Here is a 23,577-nt window from a genome sequence, read left to right on the forward strand (position 1 = left end):
CCCAAAAACAAAACAGCTTCTTTTAAAGTGTTACCGGGCGCTTGCCCAATTATTTCCTTCAACATACTTCTTGAGAAAGAGAAGTTTAGTGACAAAGAGAATTTATGAATTTAGAACATTTACAAGGGCTGATCGCGGCTCCATTCACTCCCATGCATGTAGATGGAAGCCTGAATCTTTCACTAATCCCTGCGTATTATCAACTCCTGAAAAGTAACGGAAACACTGGCGCCTTTATCTGCGGTTCAACCGGCGAAGGGGTTTCGCTGACGGTTGCGGAAAAAAAGCAGGTGGCGGAGGCGTGGGCCGAGGCCACCGAAGGGGACCTTGATTTCAAGGTGATCACCCTGGTAGGCGGCACCTGTCTGCAAGACGCCGTTGACCTGGCCCAGCACGCCCGGCAGGTAAACTTACACGGCATCTCGTTTACCGCCCCTTTTTACTTTAAGCCGGCCAATGTGCAAAAGCTGGCCGAATGCTGTGAAGTGGTGGCCAATGCCGTGCCAGACATGCCGTTCTATTATTACCATATTCCCGTGCTCACCGGCGTGAATTTCCAGATGATTGACCTCCTCAAGGAGGTGTCTGGCCAGATTCCTAACTTTGCGGGCATCAAGTATACCCATGAAGATTTCATGGACTTCCTGTCTTGCCTCCAGTTTGAGGATGGGAAATACGATATGCTGTGGGGACGCGATGAGAACTTGCTCTCAGCCCTGGTGCTGGGCGCGAAAGGCGGCGTAGGAAGTACCTACAACTATGCGGCTCCGCTGTACCAGGAACTTATTGAAGCCTACAACCAGGGAGACCAGGAGAAGGCCCGCCGCCTGCAGCAATTATCCATTGACATGATCCGGTTGCTGGGCAAATACGGCGGCATTGCCACCGGTAAGGCCTTCATGAAGTTGGTAGGCTTAGACTGTGGTGAATTCCGCCTGCCGGTACGCAACATGAGCGCTGCCCAGTTTGAAGCCTTCAGTGAAGAGGTAGCGGCCCTGGGCTTTAAAGAATTCTGTTCACGCTCTTCTGAGTTGAGCATGCACAAAATGGTTTTATGAGAATTACATTAACAATTCTTTTATCTCTTTGGGTGCTGACTGCCAGTTATGCGCAGTTGCCCAAAGCGAACAGCATTTCCTGGTCTATGGCTGCCGAGGTGCCTGCTTCCCCGGGGAGCAAGGTACAGCCCGGCCTGGCCGGCTCAACGGGAGGTGTGCACAACAATGTCCTGCTGGTGGCAGGGGGCGCCAATTTCCCGGAGGGTATGCCTTGGGAGGGAGGCAAGAAAAAATACTGGCAAGACATCTTTGTTCTGTCTAAAGGTGAAAAAGGAGACTATACCTGGCTGGAGAAAACCTTCCAGCTTCCAGAGCCTGTGGCTTACAGTGCCAGCGTGACCACCGAGAAAGGTGTGGTGAGTATTGGGGGCGAAAACGAGAAAGGCATCCAGAAACGGGTGCAACTGTTGCAGTGGGACCCAGCGGCCAAAAAGGTAAAGATCTTGGCCTTGCCTGATCTTCCTTTGCCGCTCACCAACGCGGCCGCCGCCTTGCTAGGCAACCACGTGTACGTGGCCGGGGGCGAAACCACGGGAGGCAGTACCAATGGTCTCTTCCGCCTAAATCTTGCTTCTACGGCCTCTGGCTGGGAAACCCTACCAGCGTTGCCTGCTAAGTTGTCGCACGCGGTAGCGGTGGCGCAGTCTAACGGAGAATATCCAGCGTTGTATGTAATTGGGGGTAGAACCCAATCGCCTTCGGGCGTGAGCCAATTACATGGCACCACTTTCCGGTTTGATCCTAAACGAACTGCGTGGAAACAGTTGAACGGCGTGTCAGATGGCAAAGGAAACCAGACTCCGCTCTCCGCCGCAGCCGGCCTGGCTTCTGGGGCCAATTATATCCTGGTGCTGGGGGGCGACAAAGGCGATGTCTTTACCAAGATTGAGCAGCTGAACGCGGCTATTGCCCAAACCCCAGATGGGATCCAAAAACAACAACTGCTAGCCGAGAAGCAAAAGTTGCAGACCACCCACGTGGGCTTCAGCAAAGACATTTACCTCTACAACACCGTCACTGATTCCTGGACCAGGAACGGGGAGTTGCCCTATGCTCCGGTCACTACCTTTGCCGTCCGGTGGGGGAGCGACTTCTTCATCCCTTCTGGGGAGGTGAAGCCAGGGGTACGTACGGTGCAGGTACTGAAAGGCAGCCTTACCCCGCAGCATTACTTTTCCTGGTTAGATTACCTGGTGGTATTCGTATACCTGGGTCTGATGGTGGGCATAGGCATCTGGTCTTCCAGCAAGCAAGATACGACTGATGATTATTTCCGGGGCGGGCAACGCATACCCGGTTGGGCGGCCGGCCTCAGTATCTATGGCACCCAGCTGAGCGCCATCACCTTCATGTCTATACCGGCCAAGACCTACGCCACCAACTGGAATTACTTTATCCTGCAGATGACCATCATCATGGTTATTCCGGTCATTACCACGTATTTCATTCCGTTTTACCGCAAACTGCAGATCACCTCGGCATACGAGTACCTGGAGAAGCGTTTCAATTATGCGGCCCGGGCCCTGGCCTCGGCCCTGTACATCTTGTTGCAGCTGGGCCGCCTGGCCATTGTGTTGCTGCTGCCTAGTCTGGCGCTTACGCTGGTAACGGGCATCAACGTGAACCTGTGCATTCTGCTCATGGGCGTCATCACCGTCTTCTATACCATGAAAGGCGGAATTGAGGCAGTAGTCTGGACCGATGTGGCCCAGGTGGTGATTCTCTTGGGAGGTGCCTTGGTGTGTCTTGTCATGATTCCTTTTCAGTTGGAGGCAGACGCCAGCACCATGTGGCAGACCTTGCAAGACAACGGAAAACTGGACCTGTTGAATACCACGTTCAGCTTCACAGAGCCAACCCTTTGGGTGGTCCTGTTGGGCGGTCTGGCCATCAACGTGATCACCTATGGGGCAGACCAATCGGTGGTGCAGAAGTACCTGACCACCAAAGACGAGGCCGGTTCTAGAAAAAGCCTGCGCCTGGGGGCTTGGATGGCCTTGCCCTCGGCCTTGATCTTCTTCTCCATTGGTACGCTGCTTTACCTGTTCTTTAAGGAAAACCCGCAGAAAATAAACCTCCAACTCCAGAGCCAGGATGCCATCTTCCCGTGGTACATCGTGTCTGAGTTACCGTCTGGGATCACTGGTTTGCTCATTGCCGCCGTTTTTGCCGCCGCCATGTCTACCCTCAGCAGCAGCATCAACTCGGTGACCACAGCGTTAGTGACGGATTTTTACCGGAAAGCCTTCACCTCAAAATCCGAGGAAAGCTACCTGCGCACGGCCAAATACATGACCTTGGCCATTGGCGTGGTGGGTACCTCCCTGGCGCTGGTGATGGCGCAATGGGGCGTTTCTTCCCTTTGGGATCAGTTCAATACCATTCTGGGGTTGTTTACCGGCGGCTTGGGTGGTTTGTTCGTCCTGGGCATTTTCACCAAGAGAGCAAACGCCAGAGGAGCCATCACCGGTCTTTTCCTCAGCGGCCTGGTGCAGTATTATATCAGCCAATACACCAACATCAACTTTTTGCTTTTCGCTTTCACGGGCTTAGTTACCTGTGTCTTCTTTGGCTACCTGTTCAGTCTGCTGTTTGGTGGGCAAGACAAGGAGATCACCGGGCTAACGGTCTATGAAAGAAACAACCCAACCGTGCAGGAGGGGGAAGTGGTAGAAAAGGCAGTGGGGGTTTAACGGCCGTTTCTGGCAAATGACCCTCTTTTCAAAAAACGCTTTCCGGCCATGTGCAGCGCCGGGAAGCGGATTTCTAACCAAGTAAAGAGTACCAACTTAGGAGTATAATGAAAACCAAATTCACAGTGCCTCACAGTAAACACCTTTTAGTCTGTTTGTTCTTGTTTCTGATGGGCAGCGTTAGTTGCGCCCAGAAAGTACCTCAAGCCTCTACCGGGGGCATTACCAGTACAGCGCCCGCCGTTCCGGTGCTTAAAGGAATGGAGACCAACCCGCTGCTGCGCGTAACGGTCTATGTGCCGGCCGGGCCAGAGGTGGCCTATGAGCAAATCACCGCCCGGCTGAATGCCACGGCCCTGAAGGACCTGGAAAAGCTGGAGGTGTTTTTCACGGGCAATGAGCCCTTGTTTTCTTCTAAAAATCCGGTGGCTTCCCTTTCTCCCTCCACTGCCACCTTTCAGGTGCCGGTGCAACTCCGCCTGAAGCCCGGGAAGAATTACCTCTGGTTCAGTGCCAAGTTGAAAGAATCAGCCAATCCTGACCATTTGGTAGAGCTCCACGCCACCCACCTTACCAAAGCCGGGGGCCAGAAGCAGCCGGTGCTGGAAGACAATTCTGTCTATGCCAAACGCATTGGCGTGGCCCTGCGCAAGGCCGGTGACCAGGGCGTGGATACCTACCGTATTCCCGGTATTGTCACCACCAAAAAAGGAACCCTGCTGGCCGTGTATGACATCCGGTATGACCACTCCCGTGACCTGCCGGCGAACATTGACGTGGGCCTGAACCGCAGCACCGACGGCGGCAAGACCTGGGAGCCCATGAAGATCATCATGGACATGGGGGAGCCGCACAAGAACAATGGCATTGGGGACCCCGCCATTCTGTATGACCCCAAAACCGACAAGATCTGGGTAGCAGCCCTTTGGAGCAAAGGGAACAAATCAATTGCCGGCTCAAAACCAGGTTTGTCTCCTGATGAAACCGGCCAGTTTGTGTTGGTGAGCAGCAATGATGATGGCCTTACCTGGTCAGCCCCGCAGAGCATCACAGATCAAGTGAAGAACCCCGCCTGGAACCTCTATTTCAACGGTCCCGGCAACGGCATTGCCATGCAGAACGGCAAACTGGTGTTCCCGTCACAGTACTGGGACGAGAAAGGCATGCCGCACTCCGCCATCATTTACAGCGATGACCACGGTACTACCTGGAAGAGCGGCATTGGCGCTAAGTCAAACACGACTGAGAGCCAAGTAGTGGAAACCACGCCCGGCACGCTCATGCTGAACATGCGCGATAACCGCGGCCAGTACCGCTCTGTGGCCACTACCACAGACATGGGCAAAACCTGGGTAGAGCACCACACTTCCTACAGTGCGTTGCAAGACCCGGTGTGTATGGCCAGTCTGATCAAAGCCAACGTGAAAACGAAGAATGGGAAGAAAGACGTCCTTTTCTTCAGCAATCCTAACACCCTCAACAGCCGCACCAACATCACCCTGAAAGCGAGCCTTGACCTGGGAGAGACCTGGCAGCCCGCCAACCAACTCTTGCTGGATGAGCGCTCTGGGTTTGGCTATTCTGCCCTCACCAAAGTGGATGATGAAACCATCGGGATTCTGTATGAAGGAGTGAAAGACCTCTACTTTGTGCGCATCCCGGTGCGTGATATCATCAAATAAAAGTAGCCGCAGAAAGTAAATGTAGACTGCCGTATTCTGATGCTTCTGCCCAATGCCCTCCTGAAAAGGGGGGCATTGGGCCTAAAGGGAGTTATTAGGAGAACGGCCTGGGTTTAATGTCCCTTTTTACTAAAATCCACTTGAACCAGTCAATCACCAATCCTTCTTCTCCTTCACTTTGCCTGCTTTGGGGAAAAGCTCTTTTTCTCCTTGCTTTTCTGAGCGTTCTGGTGGCTTTCCCCGGGGTAGCGCTGCCGCAGGCAAAGGTGCTGAAAGTGGCCTGTATCGGTAATTCCGTAACCTACGGGTATGGCATCCAGGACCGCGAGCAGAGTTCCTACCCGGCGCAGTTGCAGAAATTGTTGGGCGCAGGGTACCAGGTGGGTAATTTTGGCTTGAGCGGCGCCACCTTGCTGGAGAAAGGGCACCGGCCTTACAACAAGACCCAGCAGTACCAGGACGCGCTGGCCTTCAAAGCTGATATCGCTATCATCCACCTGGGTCTCAACGACACCGACCCCCGCAATTGGCCTAATTACCAGGATGAGTTCGCCGGTAATTATTACAACATCATAGATGCGTTGCGCGCCGGTAACCCGGAGGTCAAGATTTACATCTGCCGCCTGACGCCCATTTTCTCCGGCCACCCAAGGTTTATTTCCGGTACCAGAGAGTGGTATTGGCAGATTCAGTCCTTGATTCCGGTGATTGCCCAGAACAGGAAGACCGGCTTGATTGACTTGCATAGCCCGCTTTACCCGCGCCCGGACCTGTTCCCAGATGAGCTGCACCCCATCAAAGAAGGCGCTACTATTCTGGCCAACACCATTCACGCGGCCATTACTGGTCAGTATGGCGGTTTGAAAGTAGATCCGGTTTTTGCTGACCACATGGTGTTGCAGCAGAAAATGCCTTTGCCGGTGCAGGGTACGGCCAATGCAGGAGCGAAAGTAACCGTGCAGTTTGGGCCGGAAAAGGCGACGGCTACCGCCGATGCCAATGGTAAGTGGCGCGTGGTGCTGGGGCCGCAGAAAGCGGGCGGCCCTTATCAGCTGCAGGTTTCCACGCCAGATACCAGCCTCCTCATCCGGGATATCCTGGTGGGGGAAGTGTGGTTATGCTCGGGCCAATCCAACATGGCGATGCGGGTGAAAGAAGTTGTGCACACCAGCGCAGAGATGCGGGACGCGCAGCAGGCGTCTACTATTCGCCTATTGAAAATGAAACCTTTGGCCGAGACCGGTGACTATACCTGGGATTCTTTAACCCAGAAAAAAGTAAACCAACTGGAATACTTTTCCGGCACCTGGCGCCGCGGCGACTCAGCGGGAGCCAAAGATTTCTCCGCCGTGGCCTACTATTTCGGGAAGCGGTTGCAGGAGCAGCTAGGCGTGCCCGTTGGGCTCATTGAAGTGGCCGTGGGTGGCTCCGGTACTGAGTCCTGGATTGACCGGTACACCCTGGAGCACCATCCGCAGTTGGTGAGCCTGCTGGCCAACTGGCACAGTTCAGATTTCCTGATGCCCTGGGTACGGGAGCGGGCGGCTAAAAACCTGGGCACCGCAGCCGTGGGCAAGCGGCGGCATCCGTACCAGCCTGCCTATAATTATGAGGCGGGTATTGCGCCCCTGGTTTCGTTTCCCATCAAGGGCGTGCTCTGGTACCAGGGCGAAAGCAACGCCCACAACATAGAGCTCCACGAAACGCTGTTCCAAACCTTGGTCAGCAGCTGGCGCCAGAAGTGGGGCTATGAATTTCCGTTTTACTACGTACAGCTCTCGGGCATCAACCGCCCCAGCTGGCCCCAGTTCCGGGACAGCCAGCGCCGCCTGCTGACTCAGATTGCCAACACCGGCATGGCCGTGAGCAGTGACCTGGGCCATCCTACCAATGTGCACCCCACCCAGAAAAGACAGATAGGCGAGCGGCTGGCGGCTTGGGCATTGGCCCAAACCTACCAAAAGCGCGTGCCCTACAGCGGCCCCTTGTTCAAAGAGGTAACGGTGTCCGGAGGCAAAGCTTTTTGCTCGTTCCAGTTCAGTGAGGGCCTGCGTTCCGCTGACGGTCAGCCGGTGCGCGGGTTTGAAGTAGCGGGCCCAGACCTGGTATTTCGGGAAGCTACTGCTGTGATCAAAGGCAGCAAGGTACAGGTGTCGTCAGACCAGGTGCCAGAACCCAAATATGTGCGCTACGCCTGGCAGCCTTTCACCACGGCCAATCTGGTGAACAAAGCAGGTTTTCCGGCCTCCACTTTTAACAGTTATACCATCCCCAAAGGATAAACTCTTTTTCCTATGACCACCATTGATCCATCTACCATAGACCATTACCGGGCGTTTTACAAAAAACAGCTCTTAGAAGACACCGTGCCCTTCTGGTTCCCGCGCTCCATTGACGAGGAATTCGGCGGGTATCTGTTCATGCGCGACGCTGATGGCTCCCTGATAGACGACGACAAAGCCGTCTGGATTCAGGGCCGGGGTGCCTGGCTCTTGTCCACGCTTTATAACACCGTAGAACAGAAGCCTGAGTGGCTGGCGGGTGCCAAGAAAGGAATCGACTTCCTGCGCCAACATTGCTTTGACACAGACGGCCGCATGTTTTTCCACGTGACCCGTGACGGCCAGCCTATCCGGAAGCGCCGCTATTTCTTTTCAGAGACCTTTGCCGTGATTGCCTTTGCCGCTTACGCCAAAGCCAGTGGTGACCAGGAAGTGGCCGCCGAGGCCCGCCGGCTGTTCGGGAAATGCATTGAGTACGCCACCACCCCTGGTTTGCTGCCGCCCAAATTTACCGGCACCCGTCCGGCCAAAGGCATTGGCGTGCCCATGATCATGATCAACACCGCCCAGCAGCTGCGTGACACCATAGGTGATGACCGGTGCGATGAGTGGATCTCCAAGTGGATCAAGGAAATTGAGCAGGACTTCGTGAAAGACGACATCCAGTGCGTGATGGAGCAGGTGAGCCCAGACGGCAGCATCATTGACCATATTGACGGCCGTACCCTTAACCCGGGCCACGCCATTGAAGGCGCCTGGTTTATCCTGCAGGAGGCCAAGCATCGTAACAACGACCCGCACCTGATCAACCTGGGCTGCCGCATGCTGGACTACATGTGGGAGCGAGGCTGGGACAAAGAGCACGGCGGCATCATCTATTTCCGCGATGTGTACGGCAAACCTGTGCAGGAATACTGGCACGACATGAAGTTCTGGTGGCCTCAGAATGAGACTATCATTGCCACCCTGCTGGCTTACGTCATGACTGGCAACGAAAAATACGCCACCTGGCACCAACAGGTGCATGACTACGGCTATTCCCATTTCCATGACAAAGAGCACGGGGAGTGGTTTGGGTACCTGCACCGCGACGGCAGCCGGTCTTCTTCCATCAAAGGAAACCTGTTCAAAGGCCCTTTCCATTTACCCCGCCAGGAGTGGTACTGCTGGCAGTTGCTGGAAGAGGCCGCCAAAAGCAAATCCTTGCATCGTGTTTCAGACCAGTTTTCTGAAGAACAACGCTAAAAGGCCTCCGCTTTGCCAAGAAGTAAACCCCCCGGATTTTCTTGCGTTTGGTTTCCAAGCCATTTCAAAGAAACAGCCGGTAAACCTCAGAGGGAAAATCTCCTCTGTTATTCTGTACAAGATCAGGTCTGCTTAGGAATAAGCAGACCTGATTTGTTTTCACCCCTGTCTGGTTCTGGCAGGCCTGCGTGGACTTTATAGGATTTTGGGGCCGGCCTTCCGTCCGGTGGAATACGTATATGGTTAGAATTACACTTATATTTATTCGCCTGGGTGCGGGAACTGAAAAGCACTGTTTTCTTGAAAACAGGTGATAAAAGGCAGCCTGTAGAAATTGCCGGGCTCAGGCCCGATGGAATATTCTCTAAAAGACAAAGCAGCATGGCAGGATTGGAACAGTTTTCCCTGAAAGACAGGGTAATCGTGATTACAGGCGCTACCGGGGTATTGGGCGAGGCTTTCAGTCTGGCAGTAGCCCAGGCTGGGGCTAAGGTGGCCATTCTGGGCCGAAACCAGGAGCGGGCCCAGGAGCGCGTGAAAGCCATCCAGGAACAGGGCGGCCAAGCCCTGGCCGTTCTAGCCGATGTGCTGGACGAAGCCGAAATGGAAAGAGCCAAAGAGGAAGTCCTAAAAGCCTGGGGCACGGTAGACGGGTTGGTGAACGGCGCGGGCGGCAACATGCCCGGGGCCACGGTTTCCCCGGATCAGGACGTCTTTGACTTCAGCGTGGAAGATACGCGCCGGGCCGTGGACCTCAACCTGTTCGGGACCGTGATTCCTACCAAGGTGTTTGGGAAAGTGATGGCCCAGAAAGGCCGGGGCGTGATTGTGAACATCTCCTCCCTGGCGGCGCAACGGCCCCTGACCCGGGTATTGGGGTACGCCATGGCCAAAACCGCGGTAGAGTCTTTCACCCAGTGGATGGCGGTGGAACTGGGCCAGCGCTACGGCGGAGCCCTCCGGGTGAATGCGCTGGCACCTGGCGTTTTCCTCACCTAGCAGAACCGGCCTTTGATGCTCCAGTCAGACGGAAGCCTGTCAGAAAGGGCGGGCAAGTTCATCTCCAACACCCCGTACGGGCGGTTCGGGGAACCCGAGGAACTGACCGGAACCCTCATCTACCTGCTCAGTGACGCCTCCCGGTTTGTCACCGGCGAGACCGTGGTGGTAGACGGTGGGTTCAATGCGTTTTCAGGGGTTTAACCTTTATTTCAAAACAAGATGCCATTACTGCAAAGCTGGCGCTGGTACGGGCCCAATGACCCGGTCACGCTGCAAGACATAAAACAAGCCGGGGCCAGAGGAATCGTCACGGCCCTGCACCACATCCCCAACGGGCAGGTGTGGCCCGTGGCCGAGATACAGCAACGCAAAGCCGAGATAGAGCAGGCCGGGTTGGTCTGGAGCGTGGTGGAAAGCGTGCCGGTGCATGAATCCATCAAAACCCAGGCCGCCGGTTTCCAGGAATACATTGAGAACTACAAGACCTCGCTCCGGAACCTGGCCCAGTGTGGCATTCACCTGGTCACCTACAACTTCATGCCGGTGCTGGACTGGACCCGCACCGACCTGGCCTATGAAGTGGAAGACGGTTCTAAGGCCTTGCGCTTTGAGATGGCCGCCTTCATTGCCTTTGACGTGTTCCTGCTTCAACGCCGGGGGGCAGAAAAGGACTACACCCCCGTTCAGTTGGCCAAAGCCCAGGCCCGCTTTGCCGCCATGTCAGACGCTGAAAAACTGCAGTTGCAGCAAAACATCATTGCCGGGTTACCAGGGAGCGAAGAGAGTTTTACGCTGGCCCAGTTCCAGCAGGCTCTTGACGCTTACCAAGACATCACCCCAGAGAAACTGCGGGAGAACCTCATTTATTTCCTGCGGGAGATCGTTCCGGTGGCCGAGGCCGAAGGCATGAAGATGGTGATTCACCCCGACGACCCGCCGTACGGTATCCTGGGTTTGCCCCGGGTAGTCAGCACCGCCCAGGACATAGAGGCGCTGGTACAGGCGGTGCCGTCTTTAAGCAACGGCCTTTGTTTCTGCACCGGCTCTTTTGGGGTGCGGGAAGACAACAACCTGCCGGAGATGGTCAGGATGTTTGGCGACCGCATTAATTTTGTGCACCTGCGCAGCACCCAGCGCGATGAGGAAGGCAACTTCTATGAAGCCAACCACCTGGAAGGAGACGTGGACATGTACGCCGTCATGCGGGAACTGCTGGCCGTGATGCAGCGCAGGAACCTTGCCATTCCCATGCGGCCCGACCACGGGCACCAGATGCTGGACGACCTGCACAAGAAAACCAATCCCGGTTACTCGGCCATTGGCCGCCTCAGGGGCCTGGCGGAACTGAGAGGCCTGGAGATGGGCATTGCGCGTTCGCTGCAAGAGAAGTAGCCAAAGCTATTTTAGGGCTGGTTTTGTAAAAGGGGAGCAAAAACCTTTGGGTTGCCCTGGTCACTTCTGGTGCAACTCTGGCAACAGGAGCCTTTTCCTGTTTAGGCCCTGTTTTAGCAAAAAAGACCCTCTTTTCCCAGTCCATGCGCCTTATCGCCACTCATGCTACTGGATTAAGGAAGGAGCAGGGAGCACCTGCAATTCCTTGCTTTCCTGGCTCCTGTTTAAGGCCTGTTTTCACTAAAAGAGCGTGAAAACAGGCCTTTTTTTGGGCGGAAGATGGAAGAACGAAGTCAGTTTTCCGGGTGCATCAACCTGTCTTGGGTAGGGTTTTTTTGCTTACCGGACAGGCATAATTGGAAAGGCTAGGCTTTCAGCTTAGGGGAGGCCAGTTTCCTGGTTACCTCTGCCTGTACCGCCGGAATCGTCTGGTGGTAAGCTGTCACGCATTTCTCCAAGGATTCTCCAAGGCCAGTCAGGCTTTTCCGGGCCTCAACCTGCTCTTCCATGGCTACGATCAACTTATTTACCTCGGTGATCTGGATAAAGGCCAGGCTGCCCTTGATTTTATGGGTCTTTTCAAGGAAATCTTCCCAAGAGCCCGCCGGGTAAAGACTTTTGAGTTCCTGCAGGTAGGTGGGCATTTTAGAGGCGAAGACCTCCAGAATGTGCTGTACATAGGGCCCGTCTTCCAGTTCCAGCAACCGACTGATGTCAAATCCGGCTTCTGCCGGAAGGGCAGGGGCGGCGGCAGGTTCTTCGGGCTGGGTAGTTCCAGGGCATGGTGCTACCGCCTGCTCCGGCAACGGCACGAATTGCTCCAGGGCCCGGGCCAGGTCTGCCATGGCGAAGGGTTTGGCCATGTACTCAGAAGCGCCTATCTCCAGGCAGCGGTTTCTTTCATTTCTGAGTACACTGGCGGTCAACACCACAATGGGTACCTGTAACTGCAGCTTCTGCCTGATGTAGGCGGTGGCCTGGAAACCGTTCATGACGGGCATGCGCAAATCCATGAAGATGATGTCAAACTGCTCTCCGGCCTCCAGTAAATCAACAGCCTCCTGGCCGTTGGGGGCAATGAGGTACTCCATGCGGTGCTGCTTGAGGTTAGAGGCCAGCACGGCTTGGTTGATGTCATTGTCCTCCACAATCAAAGCCCGTTTGCCCGTATAGTCTCTTTTAAGCGGAGCCGGTTCTGTCTGGTGGAAAGGCTGCACCACCGCCGTGGTGTCAAGGGTGACGGTGTAGGGCAGGTGGAAGGTGAAGGTAGTGCCCTTGCCTTTGGTGCTTTCCACTTGTATCTCGCCGCCCTGCATCTCTATCAACCGTTTGGTGATGGCCAGCCCCAGGCCCGTGCCGCCGTATTTGCTGGAAATCTCATGCGACGCCTGCGCAAAATTGTCAAAGATGTAGAGCAGGTCGGTGCTATCCATGCCAATGCCCGAGTCACTCACCACAAATTCCACCACCACCTGCTCTTCTGTTTCATTCAGCAGCGAGGCCTCTAACCGCACGAATCCTTTAGACGTGAATTTGATGGCGTTGCTGAGCAGGTTGTTCAGGATCTGGTTTAACCGGTGCGGGTCACCTGAAAGCAGCCTTGGAATGTAAGGGTCCGTGGCCACGGTCAGCCTGATGCCTTTTTCCTTGGCTTTCTCCCGGAACAGCAGGGCCGTGCCGGCAATGGACTCGTTAAAATCAAAGGTCACGTTCTCAATGGTCAGCATGCCGGCTTTTATTTTGGAAAGATCAAGGATGTCGTTAATCAGGGTGAGGAGGGTGTCAGAAGACTGTTGAATCACCTGCAGGCGGTCTTTCTGGTCTGCCTGCAAAGAAGAGGAGGTGAGCAACAGGTTCACCATGCCAATGATCCCGTTCATGGGCGTACGCAGTTCATGGCTCATGTTGGCCAGGAACTGTTCCTGCAGGCGTTCGGCCTGTTCCGCGTTCTCGCGGGCCTCAATGAGCTGCTGCTGGTGGCGCATTTGCTCTGTGATGTCTTTGCAGATGGTGCAGATACCGAACAGGTTTTTCTGGTTGTCATACAAGGGGAACTTGATGACTTCCATGTTCAGGGATTTGCCGTCTGGCAGGTCTATCTGCTGGGCCCACTCTTTGGCGGTGATTTTCTCAGGATCGGTCTCAAAGCCGGTGGCCTGGAACTCTTCCCGGGCTTCCTGGTCATCAAAGATCTCTTTCAGCTGCAGGCCGATCTCATGGTTGCGGTCCAGGTCAAAGAGGTTGAGGAAGGCTTTGTTGGAGAAAATGAATTTCCCTTCCAGGTCTTTGATGAGCACCGCCTGCGGAGAGTAGTCCAGAATGGCCTTGAAACGGGACTGGTACTCGGCCTTTTCCGCATTGGCGGCTTTTACCGCCTTCTCTATCTTCTTTCTCTCTGTGATGTTGCGGGAAGAGCAGCAGAGGCCAATGATGTTACCGGCGTTGTCTCTCACCGGGAAGTATACCGAGTAATAGTACGCCATTCCCTGGCGCAGGGGGACTTGCCGCTCATCTTCCAGGTTCTGGCCCGCCAATACCTGGGCATAAATCCCCTCCAGTTTCTCTGCCAGCCCGGATTCAAACAAAGAAGGGAAATGGTCACCGGGAGTACAGGTCACGTCAAACCCATCTTGGATCAGCACCTTGGCGTGCTCATTCAGCAGCACCACCCGCAGGTTCACGTCTAAGAGGTAAATAGCTTCGCGGGAACTGCTTAAGATGGCCTGCAGGTTCTTTTCAGACTCCCTTAGCTGCTTTTCCGCCAACTTGCGTTCGGTGATATCGCGTATGCTGCAGATGACTATTTTGCCTTTATAGGAATGCAGGAGGCTAAGGCTTACATCCACCGGAAACTCATACCCGTCTTTGCGGAGGGCTTGCAGCTCGCGGCTGGGTGCCTGAGAAGTACTGTTGAACAGTTCTGTACGGCGGTCTAAGTGTACCTCATGGCTTTCTATGGACATCAACGTGGTGAGCGATGCGCCCAGGATCTCCTCCTGGGAATACCCAAACAGGGTTTCTGCCTTTTTGTTGAATAGCAGGATTTCTCCTTCCTGGTTGAACCCTACAATGCCGTCTGGCGAGGCTTCCAGCAGGGCTTCAGAAAAGGTTTTCTCAATGAGGAGGCTTTCCGCAGCCTGCTTGCTCTCGGTTTCGTCGCGCAGGGCGCCCACCATGCGGTCTGGTGCCCCCTGTTCATCCCTGATCAGGATGCACCGATCTGTGCAGTAGGCGTACTCCCCGTTTCTTTTTAATTTCCGGTATTCTGCCTGCCAGGTGGTGTCACCGCTGGCCAGGAACCGCTGGAGGCTGGTCTGTATTCTTTCCCGGTCTTCTGGGTGCAGGTAGTCTTGCCAGGCTTGGAAGTTTTCCCTGGCGTTTTCAGAATGCTGGCCAAAAATAACCTTGTAGTTCTCGCCGCAGAAAAGCTCGTTTGTTTTCAGGTTCCATTCCCAGATGGCGTCAAACGTCACCTTGGAGAGCATCTCCCACCGGTCATTGCTATTTTTCAGGGCCTGCTCTGCCAATACTTTGGTGGTGACGTCATTGGCCTCTACCAGCAGGCAACTACGGTTTTCATACACCAGGCTATGGGCAGAGATTTCTACAATGATAGGGGTGCCGTCTTTTTTGATATGGTTCCATAACCCCAACCGGTTGACTCCTTTGCCGGTATTCTCTGCCCGTACAGATTTGATCATGGCGGGTACGTCTTTGGCCGGGCGCAGGTCTTTGGCCGTCATGGCCAGGAATTCTTCGCGGGTAAAGCCATAGTGGGCAATAGCGCTGTCATTCACGTCCATGATCTGCAAGGTTTCCAGGTCATAGATCCATTTAGGCAGCGGGGCTTGGTAGAACAGGAGCTTGTATTTCTCCTCAGACGCCAGCAGGGCAGTCTCAAACTCTTTTCTTTCCGTGATGTCTTGGGCTGTGCCGTACAACCGCAGCACCTGCCCGTTCACGTCCTTCTGGCTGTTGCCCCTTATCTGAATGGTGCGGCGAGACTTTTTCCCGGTGAGAATCCGGAAATCAGCGAGGTAGGGCTCCCCATCAGAAAAGGCCTTTAAGGTGACTTGCTGGGCATATTCCCGGTCTTCTTCCGTCACAAAGGCGATGAAGGAAGCAAGGGTTCCGGTGAAGCCGTCGCGGTCTGTCTCAAAGATATGGTAGAGTTCCTCTGACACCTCCAAGGCTTGGGTTTGGGCGTCCAGGTTCCAGGAGCCTATCTTGGCGATATGCTGTGCTTCTGCCAGGGCAGCCTCATTGCGCCTGATCTGGTCTGAGGCGTTCTTGCTTTCTGTGATGTCAAACAGGATGTTGATGCCGCCGTGTAACTTGCCGGCAGAATCATAGCTAAGCACTGGGTGCGGTTTTACAAAGCGCCGTTCGCCGTTGGGGCGTTCCAGGATGACTTCCTGGTCTACTACCGGCACCCCGGTGGCAAGGGTGACCGCCATAGGGCCGGTATGGGGGGAAAGCAGGTTGCCGTCCAGGTCATACATCTTATGGGAGCCGCACCAGCGGTCCACGTCTAGCCGGGGTTCCCGCCCCCATAACTCCACCGCGGCTTTGTTGTACAGCTCAATCTGACCGGCCGTGGAGCAGGTATAGATCGCCGCCGGTAGGTCTTGGATGAGCTGGCGGAAATTCAACTCGCGTTGCTCCAGTTTTTTACGGTTCAGGACCTGTTCCGTCACATTGATCCCGTAGAAGAACAACCCCTCCACCTCACCCAGTTGATTCTGGTAGGCCTGGATGACCATGTTCATGTATACATCTGTCAGGAGGGCTTCTCCATTGGTGTGGTCAATCTGGAGGAGTTTCTCTGTGCCGACAAAGGGCTGTCCGGTAGCATATACCTGGTCCAGAATGTCAATAAAGCCTTGCGGGACCATCTCTGGAAACATCTCCGCCACCGGTTGGCCCAATAGTTGGCGCCCACTGCCCACCAGTTGGTCAAACAAGGCATTGGTGGAAATATACCTATGGTCAGGGCCCTTCAAGACGCAGTTACAGGAAGGAGCCAGCATGAACAGGTCATTGAAGCGCTGCTTCTCCAGGTGAAAGGCTTTCTCCAGCTCTTTTTTCTCCGTGGCGTCTTTGGCAACGCAGTACATGAGCTGGTCCTGGTCATCCCATTGCGCAGACCAGAGCAGGGGCACTATGCTGCCATCGGACCGCACGTACCGGTTCTCAAACATGGTCACCGGGTTGCCGGCCATGATGGAAGTGGCCACCCGGGTGGTTAACTCCTTGTCCTCTTCGGTCACCAGGTCCATGAAGGCGCGCCCCGTCAGTTCCTCAGGTCCATAGCCCCAGATGGTGGCGCAGGCCTCGCTTACCTGCACAAACCGCCCCTGGGTATCTATGGTGCAAATGATGTCCAGGGAAGAGTCCATGATCTGTTTCAGGTTGTTGACGGATTTCTCCAGCAACAGATGGGCGTTCTGTACTTTGAGATCGGCTTGCCGGCGGGCAGAGACATCCCGGAAATGGAAAACCAGGGCTTGCACGCTTTCCTGGTGAAGCAGATTAATGGCTTCTCCCTCAATCCAGACATAGTGCCCGTTTTTATGCCGCGCCCGCTGCACGCTTTTCGCTTTATGGGCAGGGGTTTCGGTGACCTGTTGTAGGGTGCGCAGCGCCTCCTCCTGGTCCTCCGGGTGGAAACTGATGGAGAAGCCCGGAGTGAGCGCTTCCGCCCGGGACCAGCCTAAAATCCTTTCGGCGGCCGGACTCCAAAAGGAGATTACCCCGCCCTGGTCCCATAAAACAATAGCTTCGCCGTTGTTCTCAATGAGCGTGCGGTAATGTTCTTCCCGTTGCCTTAACTTTTCTATGGCGGCATTCTTGGCTTTTTCCTGCTGCCAGCCTTTGTAGAGCATATAGAGGAGCAACAAACCCAGAAAGAAGAAGTTGGCCGCCAGAATTTGGTTTGTAAAGAGCGTAGCCTGCTCGCTTTCTTTTTTGCGGGCCTCCAAGGTCTGGGTGGCTCTGGTATTCATGGTGTTGGCCCACTGCCGAATACTGGTCATGTACTTCTTGCCGGCATTGGTGTGAAAGAGCCTCATGGCTGCCTCCTGGCTTTGTTGTTCTTGTGTCTGGAGCAGGGCAGCGGAGAAGGCTGCCTTTTTGTGCAGGTAAAAGGCCAAAGAATCAAGGTAGACTTTCTGGACAGCATCACTAGAGAACAATTTCCCCAACTGGGCAAGTGCTGCCTCCTGCTCTTTGATTGGCAAGGTGACAGATCCGCTGTTTTTTCCCTTGTCTGTTAAAAGGGCACCTCTGGCCACGGTTTCAAATTCCTTCGCCAGGGAAACCGCCCGTTCTATCTGGTAGATTTCCTCCTGTGAGTGCAAGACCCATTGGGTGGTTTCATTTTCCCGTTTCAGGTTGTAGTACGTGCCGTAGAGGAAGGTGGTGAAAAGGAGAAACCCAGACAGCAATCCTATGAAAAGGTGCTTAAGGTCTTTGGTCTTGATAAAAGCGCGGTACAAGTCTGCCATGCGATACTAAAACGAAACAACTGCCACCGGGGGCAGGCCAATGCTTACCTGATGTACTTCTGCCAACCAACTCTTGATAGGGTTATAACGCTACGGAGGCAGCTGGCAAAAATTATACTAATCTGATATCAAATCTAGTGATTTATATCTTGTTGAAAAAAGGCGAAGAGGTATAATGCAATAGTTTGTTTGTTTAAGATAGAACAAAACGCCTGACGGTATTTTCTAAATAATTTATTTATAGTTTAGGTTCAATTACGTTTCTGAAAATCTGGAATTTAGAAATATAAATAATATGTAACAATTCTGATATGGCGCTGAGTCTTAGTCTTTTGGTTTTACAGAGATGGAAGAAGAAGGGGATTTCTTTTGGTCAGAGAATTAACTAATGGGTAAAGTAAAACCTTCTCAAGGGAGCCTTCAAGAACCTCAGAAACGGGAGAGACGTTGATGACTTGGAAAACAGAGGGCAAGCTTAAAGTAGCAGCAGAAGGGAATGCCTCAACTTTTACTTCCAAGGTTGAAGCAGCTTGGTTGGGTTTGCTAATATTTTTAGGCAGATTCGCGCTTTTTAGACCAAAAACAATAGTAAATTTGTCACGCCTTGCCGTTGAAAAATAGAGGCAGTAAGGAAAAAACAGGCCAGTGTTCTTTCACCGGTTATTAGATATGCTGACAGAAAGGAAAGAGGACATAGTGGCCAAGACAGACCCCAAGGATTTTTTCAGGCAAAGAAGAAGCGCGGCCCAGGTCAAGGCCGAGTTCCTGGTGGCCTTTTTCCCGGTTTGGTGTGAGATGCTGCTTTCTGAGAAAGACCCAGAGGCAAAAGTCCTGTATCTGGATGCCAATGCCGGCCTGGGCCTGGAAGAGGAGGGCGCCCAGCCGGTCTCCTTCCAGGTGTTGAAAAGCATCTTTGCCCGCAGCGGGGGTCGCCTGAACCTGAACAAGGCGGTCCATCCGTTTCTGTATGAGGCAAACAAAGCCCTGGCCGCCACCTTGCCCCAATTAGCCACAGAACTCCCTTTTTACGCCGACCTACAGCAAGAGCCCCAGTTCCTTCATCTGCCCGAGGCCCAACTTGCCCTCCAGGAGCAGGAGGCCGCCGCAGACGCTGTTTTCCTTTCCCTGGACCCCTTTGGGAACAAGTTTTCGCAGGAGCTCTGGGCCCGTGCCCTTGGGCAAGACCATACCCATTTCCTGCTGCAGTTTGAGTTCAAGCGCCTGACCGCGGCCCTGAGCAGCCAAAAACCCGATCATCCGCTGCACACGTTGTTGGGTTCCCGGCTCCCGGCCCTCAAGGCCCTTTTAGCTAAAACCAGCCACGCCGCCAAAAAAGAAACCTACGTTTTAAAGGCCTTCGCGGAAAGCCTGCTGGAGAAAGGCTACCAGGCCACCCGCTTCAGAATCAACGTGCCCGGCAAAGACCAGAGCAACCACCATGTCTGGTTTGTGTCACGCCATGAGTTGGCCCATACCCGGTTCAAGGAAGTGGTGCTGCCCTACAGCGATGTGCAGGAAGATGGCGTACCCCTGCTGGGCGCCAACCTGAAGGCGGTGCGGTTGTTGGTGCCCGAGTATTCCAAATACCTGGAGTTTTCGCTGGTGAACCTCATAGAAGATCTGTTGCAGAACACCGCCGTCTACAACAGCATGGCCCTGGAGAAAATCTATGAGAAGCACAACGTAGGCAAGAACTACAGCAAAGCCAATTACCAGACGGCCTTTGAGAAACTGAAGGAGCAGGGCAAAATCACCTTGCTCAATCCTAAAACCGGACAGGTAGTGTACAAACTCACCTTTGCCACCCGTATTAAATTCAACCCCTGATTCGTTATTTCTGGTAAAGGGGAAGGACGATTGTTTCAAGGCCGATTTTAGAAAAACCTTATCAAAACAGAAGCGCTGCCTTGCCCTTGCTCAACCCTTGGATGCCTGTCTGACAACTACTTCCATAGTTTGGGTGCTTTTACTGATTGGAACGGTTTCCCTTACCTCTCCTCTGGTTATCAACCAGGGGGGTATGGTGTCCAAAAACTCTTTGCGAAGACCTTTTGCCCAATTGTTAGCCATCCTTTGTAGCTGTTCCTATATTTGCCTGTCTTTTTCATTTAGCCATGACCTCCGCTCCCTCTCCCTCAGCTTTCTCAGAACTGGATGCAACCCTTACCGGTGAGCTTTTCTATGACAACGCCTCTTCCCTGCACCAGGCCCAGAAGATGGTGTACGCCACAGATGCCTCGGTGTACCAGGAAAAACCAGTAGCCGTGGCGGTTCCCCAAACCCAGGAAGACCTCAAAGCGCTGATCCAGTTCGCTAACCGGCACCAGATCACGCTCATTCCCCGGGCGGCCGGTACCTCTTTGGCAGGACAAGTGGTAGGCAACGGGCTGGTGGTAGACATCTCCAAGTATTTCACCCAGATTCTGGAAATCAACCCCCAGGAGCAGTGGGTTCGGGTGCAACCCGGCGTGATACGCGATGACCTGAACGCCGCCCTGCGCCCGCACGGCCTGTTGTTCGGGCCAGAGACCTCTACGGCCAGCCGGGCCATGGTGGGCGGCATGATCGGGAACAACTCCTGCGGCCTGCACTCCATTGTGTGGGGTGATACCCGTACCCATCTGTTATCTGCCAAAGTATTGCTGAGCGACGGGTCTGAGGCCGAGTTCAAACCGCTCACCCACGCTGAGCTGCAGCAGAAACTCGCCCTCCAGAACCTGGAAGGTGACATTTACCGAAAAACCTACGGCCTCATCAGCAACCCCGTGAACCGGGCCCTCATCCAGGAAAACTACCCTAAGAAGACTTTAACCCGCCGCAACACCGGCTACGCCCTGGACTTTCTGGTAGACGAGGGCGCCGGACCCGAAGGACAGACCACCCTGGACTTATGTAAACTGCTGGCGGGCTCTGAAGGAACCCTGGCCTTCGTCACCGAAGCCAAACTGAACCTGATTCCCCTGCCGCCTAAAGAGGAGGGACTGGTGTGCGTGCATTTTAATTCGTTGCTGGAGGCCCTGGAGGCCAACATCATCATCCTGAAGCACCATCCCATGTCTTCTGAGCTGGTAGACAAATACATCATGGACTTCACCAAGGGCCACCGCACCTATGACGCCAACCGCTTTTTCATTGAAGGCGACCCGGCGGCCCTGCTCATGGTAGAATTCATGGCCGACAGCCAGGACACCATCACCCAGAAAGCCGAGGCCCTGATCGCAGACCTGAAAGCCGCAGGTTTGGGGTATGCTTATCCTGTGGTGCGGGGTGCCCTCACCAAACCCGTGTGGGATGTGCGCAAGGCGGGCCTGGGTTTGATCAGGAACCTGCCCGGTGACACCCAACCCGTGAACCTCATTGAAGACTGCGCCGTGAGCCCCGAGGATCTGCCGGCGTATGTCACCGAACTGCAGCAGTTACTAGAGAAGCACCAATTGCAAGCCTCTTACTACGCCCACGCCGGCGCCGGGGAATTGCACGTGGAACCCATGATCAACCTGAAAACCGAAGCCGGGAAACAGGTGTTTAGGCAAGTGCTGGAAGAGACCACCGTGCTGGTGAAAAAATACAACGGCTCCTTGAGCGGCGAACACGGCGACGGGCGCCTGCGCGGCGAGTTTATCCCGCTGGCCCTGGGGCCGGAAGTCTACGCCCTCCTCAAAGAGGTAAAGCAGATCTTTGACCCAAAACATGTCTTCAACGCTGGCAAGATCGTGGACACGCCGCCCATGAACGAGTTCCTGCGCTATGAAGAGAAGATAAACCAACAGATTATTCCGGTAGAGACGCTGTTTGACTTTTCTAAGCAGGAAGGCATTCTGCGCCTGGCGGAAAAATGCTCCGGTTCCGGCGACTGCCGAAAAACGCACGTGAGCGGCGGCACCATGTGTCCCAGTTACATGGCTACCCGCCAGGAGAAAGACACCACCCGCGCCCGCGCCAACATCCTGCGCCAGTTCCTCACCAACTCAGACAAAGTCAACAAGTTTGACCACAAAGAGATCAAAGAGGTCATGGATCTGTGTTTGAGCTGCAAAGCCTGCAAGTCTGAGTGCCCCAGCAGCGTAGATGTGGCCAAGATGAAGGCCGAGTTCCTGCAGCACTACCATGACGCCAACGGCATTCCCCTGCGCACGCGCATGATCGGGAACTTCACCAAGATGCAGCAGATGGCCTCGCTGGTACCAAGCGTCTACAACTTCATGATCAGCAACCCGGTGACCAGCAACCTGATCAAGAAAACCGTGGGCTTCGCTACCAAGCGCTCATTGCCCGAAGTAGGGGCCACCACCCTGAAAAGCTGGTTTAAAAAATGGGAAAAAGAAAATGCGGCCCAGATCAAAAACGGCAAGCCGGTGCTGCTGTTCTGCGATGAGTTCACGAACTATAATGACGTGGAGATTGGGCAGACCACAGTAAAACTCCTCACGGCGCTTGGCTACCGCGTGCAGCTGCCCGAACACCTGGAAAGCGGCCGTACCTACCTCTCCAAGGGCCTGGTACGCGAGGCTAAGAAAATAGCCGAGCGGAATGTTCTGCTGTTGGGCAAGGCCATGGCCACCGGTATTCCTTTGCTGGGCATTGAACCCTCCGCCATTCTCACCCTGCGGGATGAGTACCTGGACCTGGTGCCCGCTGACCTGGTGCCCTTAGCCCAAACAGTAGCGGCTCAGTCCTTCCTTTTAGAGGAGTTTCTGCAAAAAGAGGCGGAAAGCGGGAACATCACCGCCGCGGCCTTCACCCAGGAGAAAAAGCACATCAAGCTGCACGGGCACTGCTACCAGAAAGCTCTGCAGGTGCTTACGCCTACCCAGAAAATCCTGTCGCTGCCCCAGAACTATGAGGTGGAGATGATTCCCTCGGGCTGCTGCGGCATGGCGGGCTCTTTCGGGTATGAGGCGGAGCATTATGACGTTTCCATGCAGATTGGGGAGTTGGTGCTGTTCCCGGCCGTGCGCAACGCCGCGCCTGAGGTGCTCATTGCTGCCGCCGGCACCAGCTGCCGCCACCAGATCAAAGACGGAACGGCCAAAAAAGCCCTGCACCCCGCCGAGATCCTGTGGCAAGCCTTGAAGAAGTAACTGCCTTATCAAACCCATAAACAGCAAAGCCTTTCCAGATGGAAAGGCTTTGCTGTTTATGGGTTTGATTTCTGAAAACAGGCTCAAAATGGAATTAGAAAAAAAGCACCACATTTTGCGGTAATCAAAGAAGCCAAACTGAGAATTATATCAGCTTAGTCATTGAGTGTTTGTTTTTATGTCTCTCTATGAATAAAGATTAATTGCTATATTAAAGCATAAATCATAAATCATCCATTAATGGCCTATACCCTCACAATCAAGGACGAGACTTTCCCAGGGAAAGTGTTGCACCAAATGCAGCTTGCTTTACAAAATGAACTGGTTACTGTGAAAGACATCATAGAAGCCCGGGTGGTACAAGAGGTAGAAGAGTACAACAAGAAGCTACCTCAGTACTTCAATGGTTTGGTGCAGCCTATTGATACTGAGTCGACCACCAATGGCTATAAACTAAAGGAAAGAAAGAAAATTGATCCTGAAAAGCAGGTGTACATAGCCCTTAATGCGTTTCTCAACAATGGTTACTTTATCTTGGTAGACAACCAACAGGCTGAATCCCTTGAGGAAGAAGTATTGCTTTCTGGCTCCACCACGGTGAGTTTCCTGAAGTTAACCCCATTGATAGGAGGCTGA

At 54.1% G+C, this 23,577-nt stretch carries 10 protein-coding genes and 1 pseudogene; 10 read left to right on the plus strand and 1 reads right to left on the minus strand.

Annotation, left to right across the window (positions count from 1 at the left end; all coding sequences use genetic code 11):
- The first annotated feature begins 104 nt into the window (after positions 1 to 104).
- From FOE74_RS07675 to uxuA, 7 genes and pseudogenes are all read left to right on the plus strand, one after another.
- The gene (locus FOE74_RS07675; RefSeq protein WP_149097997.1) at positions 105 to 1,058 is read left to right on the plus strand and encodes a dihydrodipicolinate synthase family protein; all 954 of its coding nucleotides are present in this window, start codon (positions 105 to 107) and stop codon (positions 1,056 to 1,058) included.
- Complete coding sequence (locus FOE74_RS07680; protein WP_225840724.1) at positions 1,055 to 3,751, plus strand: sodium:solute symporter family transporter; 2,697 nt, start codon at positions 1,055 to 1,057, stop codon at positions 3,749 to 3,751. The genes FOE74_RS07675 and FOE74_RS07680 overlap by 4 nt, the downstream gene beginning before the upstream one ends.
- A gap of 155 nt (positions 3,752 to 3,906) precedes the next feature.
- Positions 3,907 to 5,433 (plus strand): sialidase family protein, encoded by a 1,527-nt coding sequence (locus tag FOE74_RS07685; RefSeq protein ID WP_225840725.1) that lies wholly within the window; start codon positions 3,907 to 3,909, stop codon positions 5,431 to 5,433.
- Positions 5,434 to 5,573: 140 nt separating this feature from the next.
- Positions 5,574 to 7,715 (plus strand): GDSL-type esterase/lipase family protein, encoded by a 2,142-nt coding sequence (locus tag FOE74_RS07690; protein ID WP_225840726.1) that lies wholly within the window; start codon positions 5,574 to 5,576, stop codon positions 7,713 to 7,715.
- Between the two features lie 12 nt (positions 7,716 to 7,727).
- Positions 7,728 to 8,960 (plus strand): AGE family epimerase/isomerase, encoded by a 1,233-nt coding sequence (locus tag FOE74_RS07695; protein WP_149097999.1) that lies wholly within the window; start codon positions 7,728 to 7,730, stop codon positions 8,958 to 8,960.
- A 381-nt stretch (positions 8,961 to 9,341) separates the two neighbouring features.
- Positions 9,342 to 10,163 (plus strand): annotated as a pseudogene (locus FOE74_RS07700) (SDR family oxidoreductase).
- 18 nt (positions 10,164 to 10,181) lie between these two features.
- A complete protein-coding gene (gene uxuA / locus FOE74_RS07705; protein WP_149098000.1) occupies positions 10,182 to 11,354 on the plus strand; it encodes a mannonate dehydratase in 1,173 nt (390 codons plus the stop codon).
- Between the two features lie 365 nt (positions 11,355 to 11,719).
- Here the strand turns inward: uxuA and FOE74_RS07710 are convergent, their stop codons facing one another.
- The gene (locus FOE74_RS07710; RefSeq protein WP_149098001.1) at positions 11,720 to 17,860 is read right to left on the minus strand and encodes a PAS domain S-box protein; all 6,141 of its coding nucleotides are present in this window, start codon (positions 17,858 to 17,860) and stop codon (positions 11,720 to 11,722) included.
- 669 nt (positions 17,861 to 18,529) lie between these two features.
- On the opposite strand from FOE74_RS07710, the gene FOE74_RS07720 reads away from it, so the two are divergent.
- From FOE74_RS07720 to FOE74_RS07730, 3 genes are all read left to right on the plus strand, one after another.
- On the plus strand, positions 18,530 to 19,687 hold the full coding sequence (locus tag FOE74_RS07720) for a class I SAM-dependent methyltransferase (protein ID WP_149098003.1): 1,158 nt from the start codon (positions 18,530 to 18,532) through the stop codon (positions 19,685 to 19,687).
- 287 nt (positions 19,688 to 19,974) lie between these two features.
- Positions 19,975 to 22,941 (plus strand): FAD-binding and (Fe-S)-binding domain-containing protein, encoded by a 2,967-nt coding sequence (locus tag FOE74_RS07725; RefSeq protein ID WP_149098004.1) that lies wholly within the window; start codon positions 19,975 to 19,977, stop codon positions 22,939 to 22,941.
- A 297-nt stretch (positions 22,942 to 23,238) separates the two neighbouring features.
- The gene (locus FOE74_RS07730) at positions 23,239 to 23,577 is read left to right on the plus strand and encodes a hypothetical protein (protein ID WP_225840727.1); all 339 of its coding nucleotides are present in this window, start codon (positions 23,239 to 23,241) and stop codon (positions 23,575 to 23,577) included.

The sequence above is a fragment of the Rufibacter glacialis genome (genome assembly GCF_008271745.1).
Classification (GTDB): domain Bacteria; phylum Bacteroidota; class Bacteroidia; order Cytophagales; family Hymenobacteraceae; genus Nibribacter; species Nibribacter glacialis.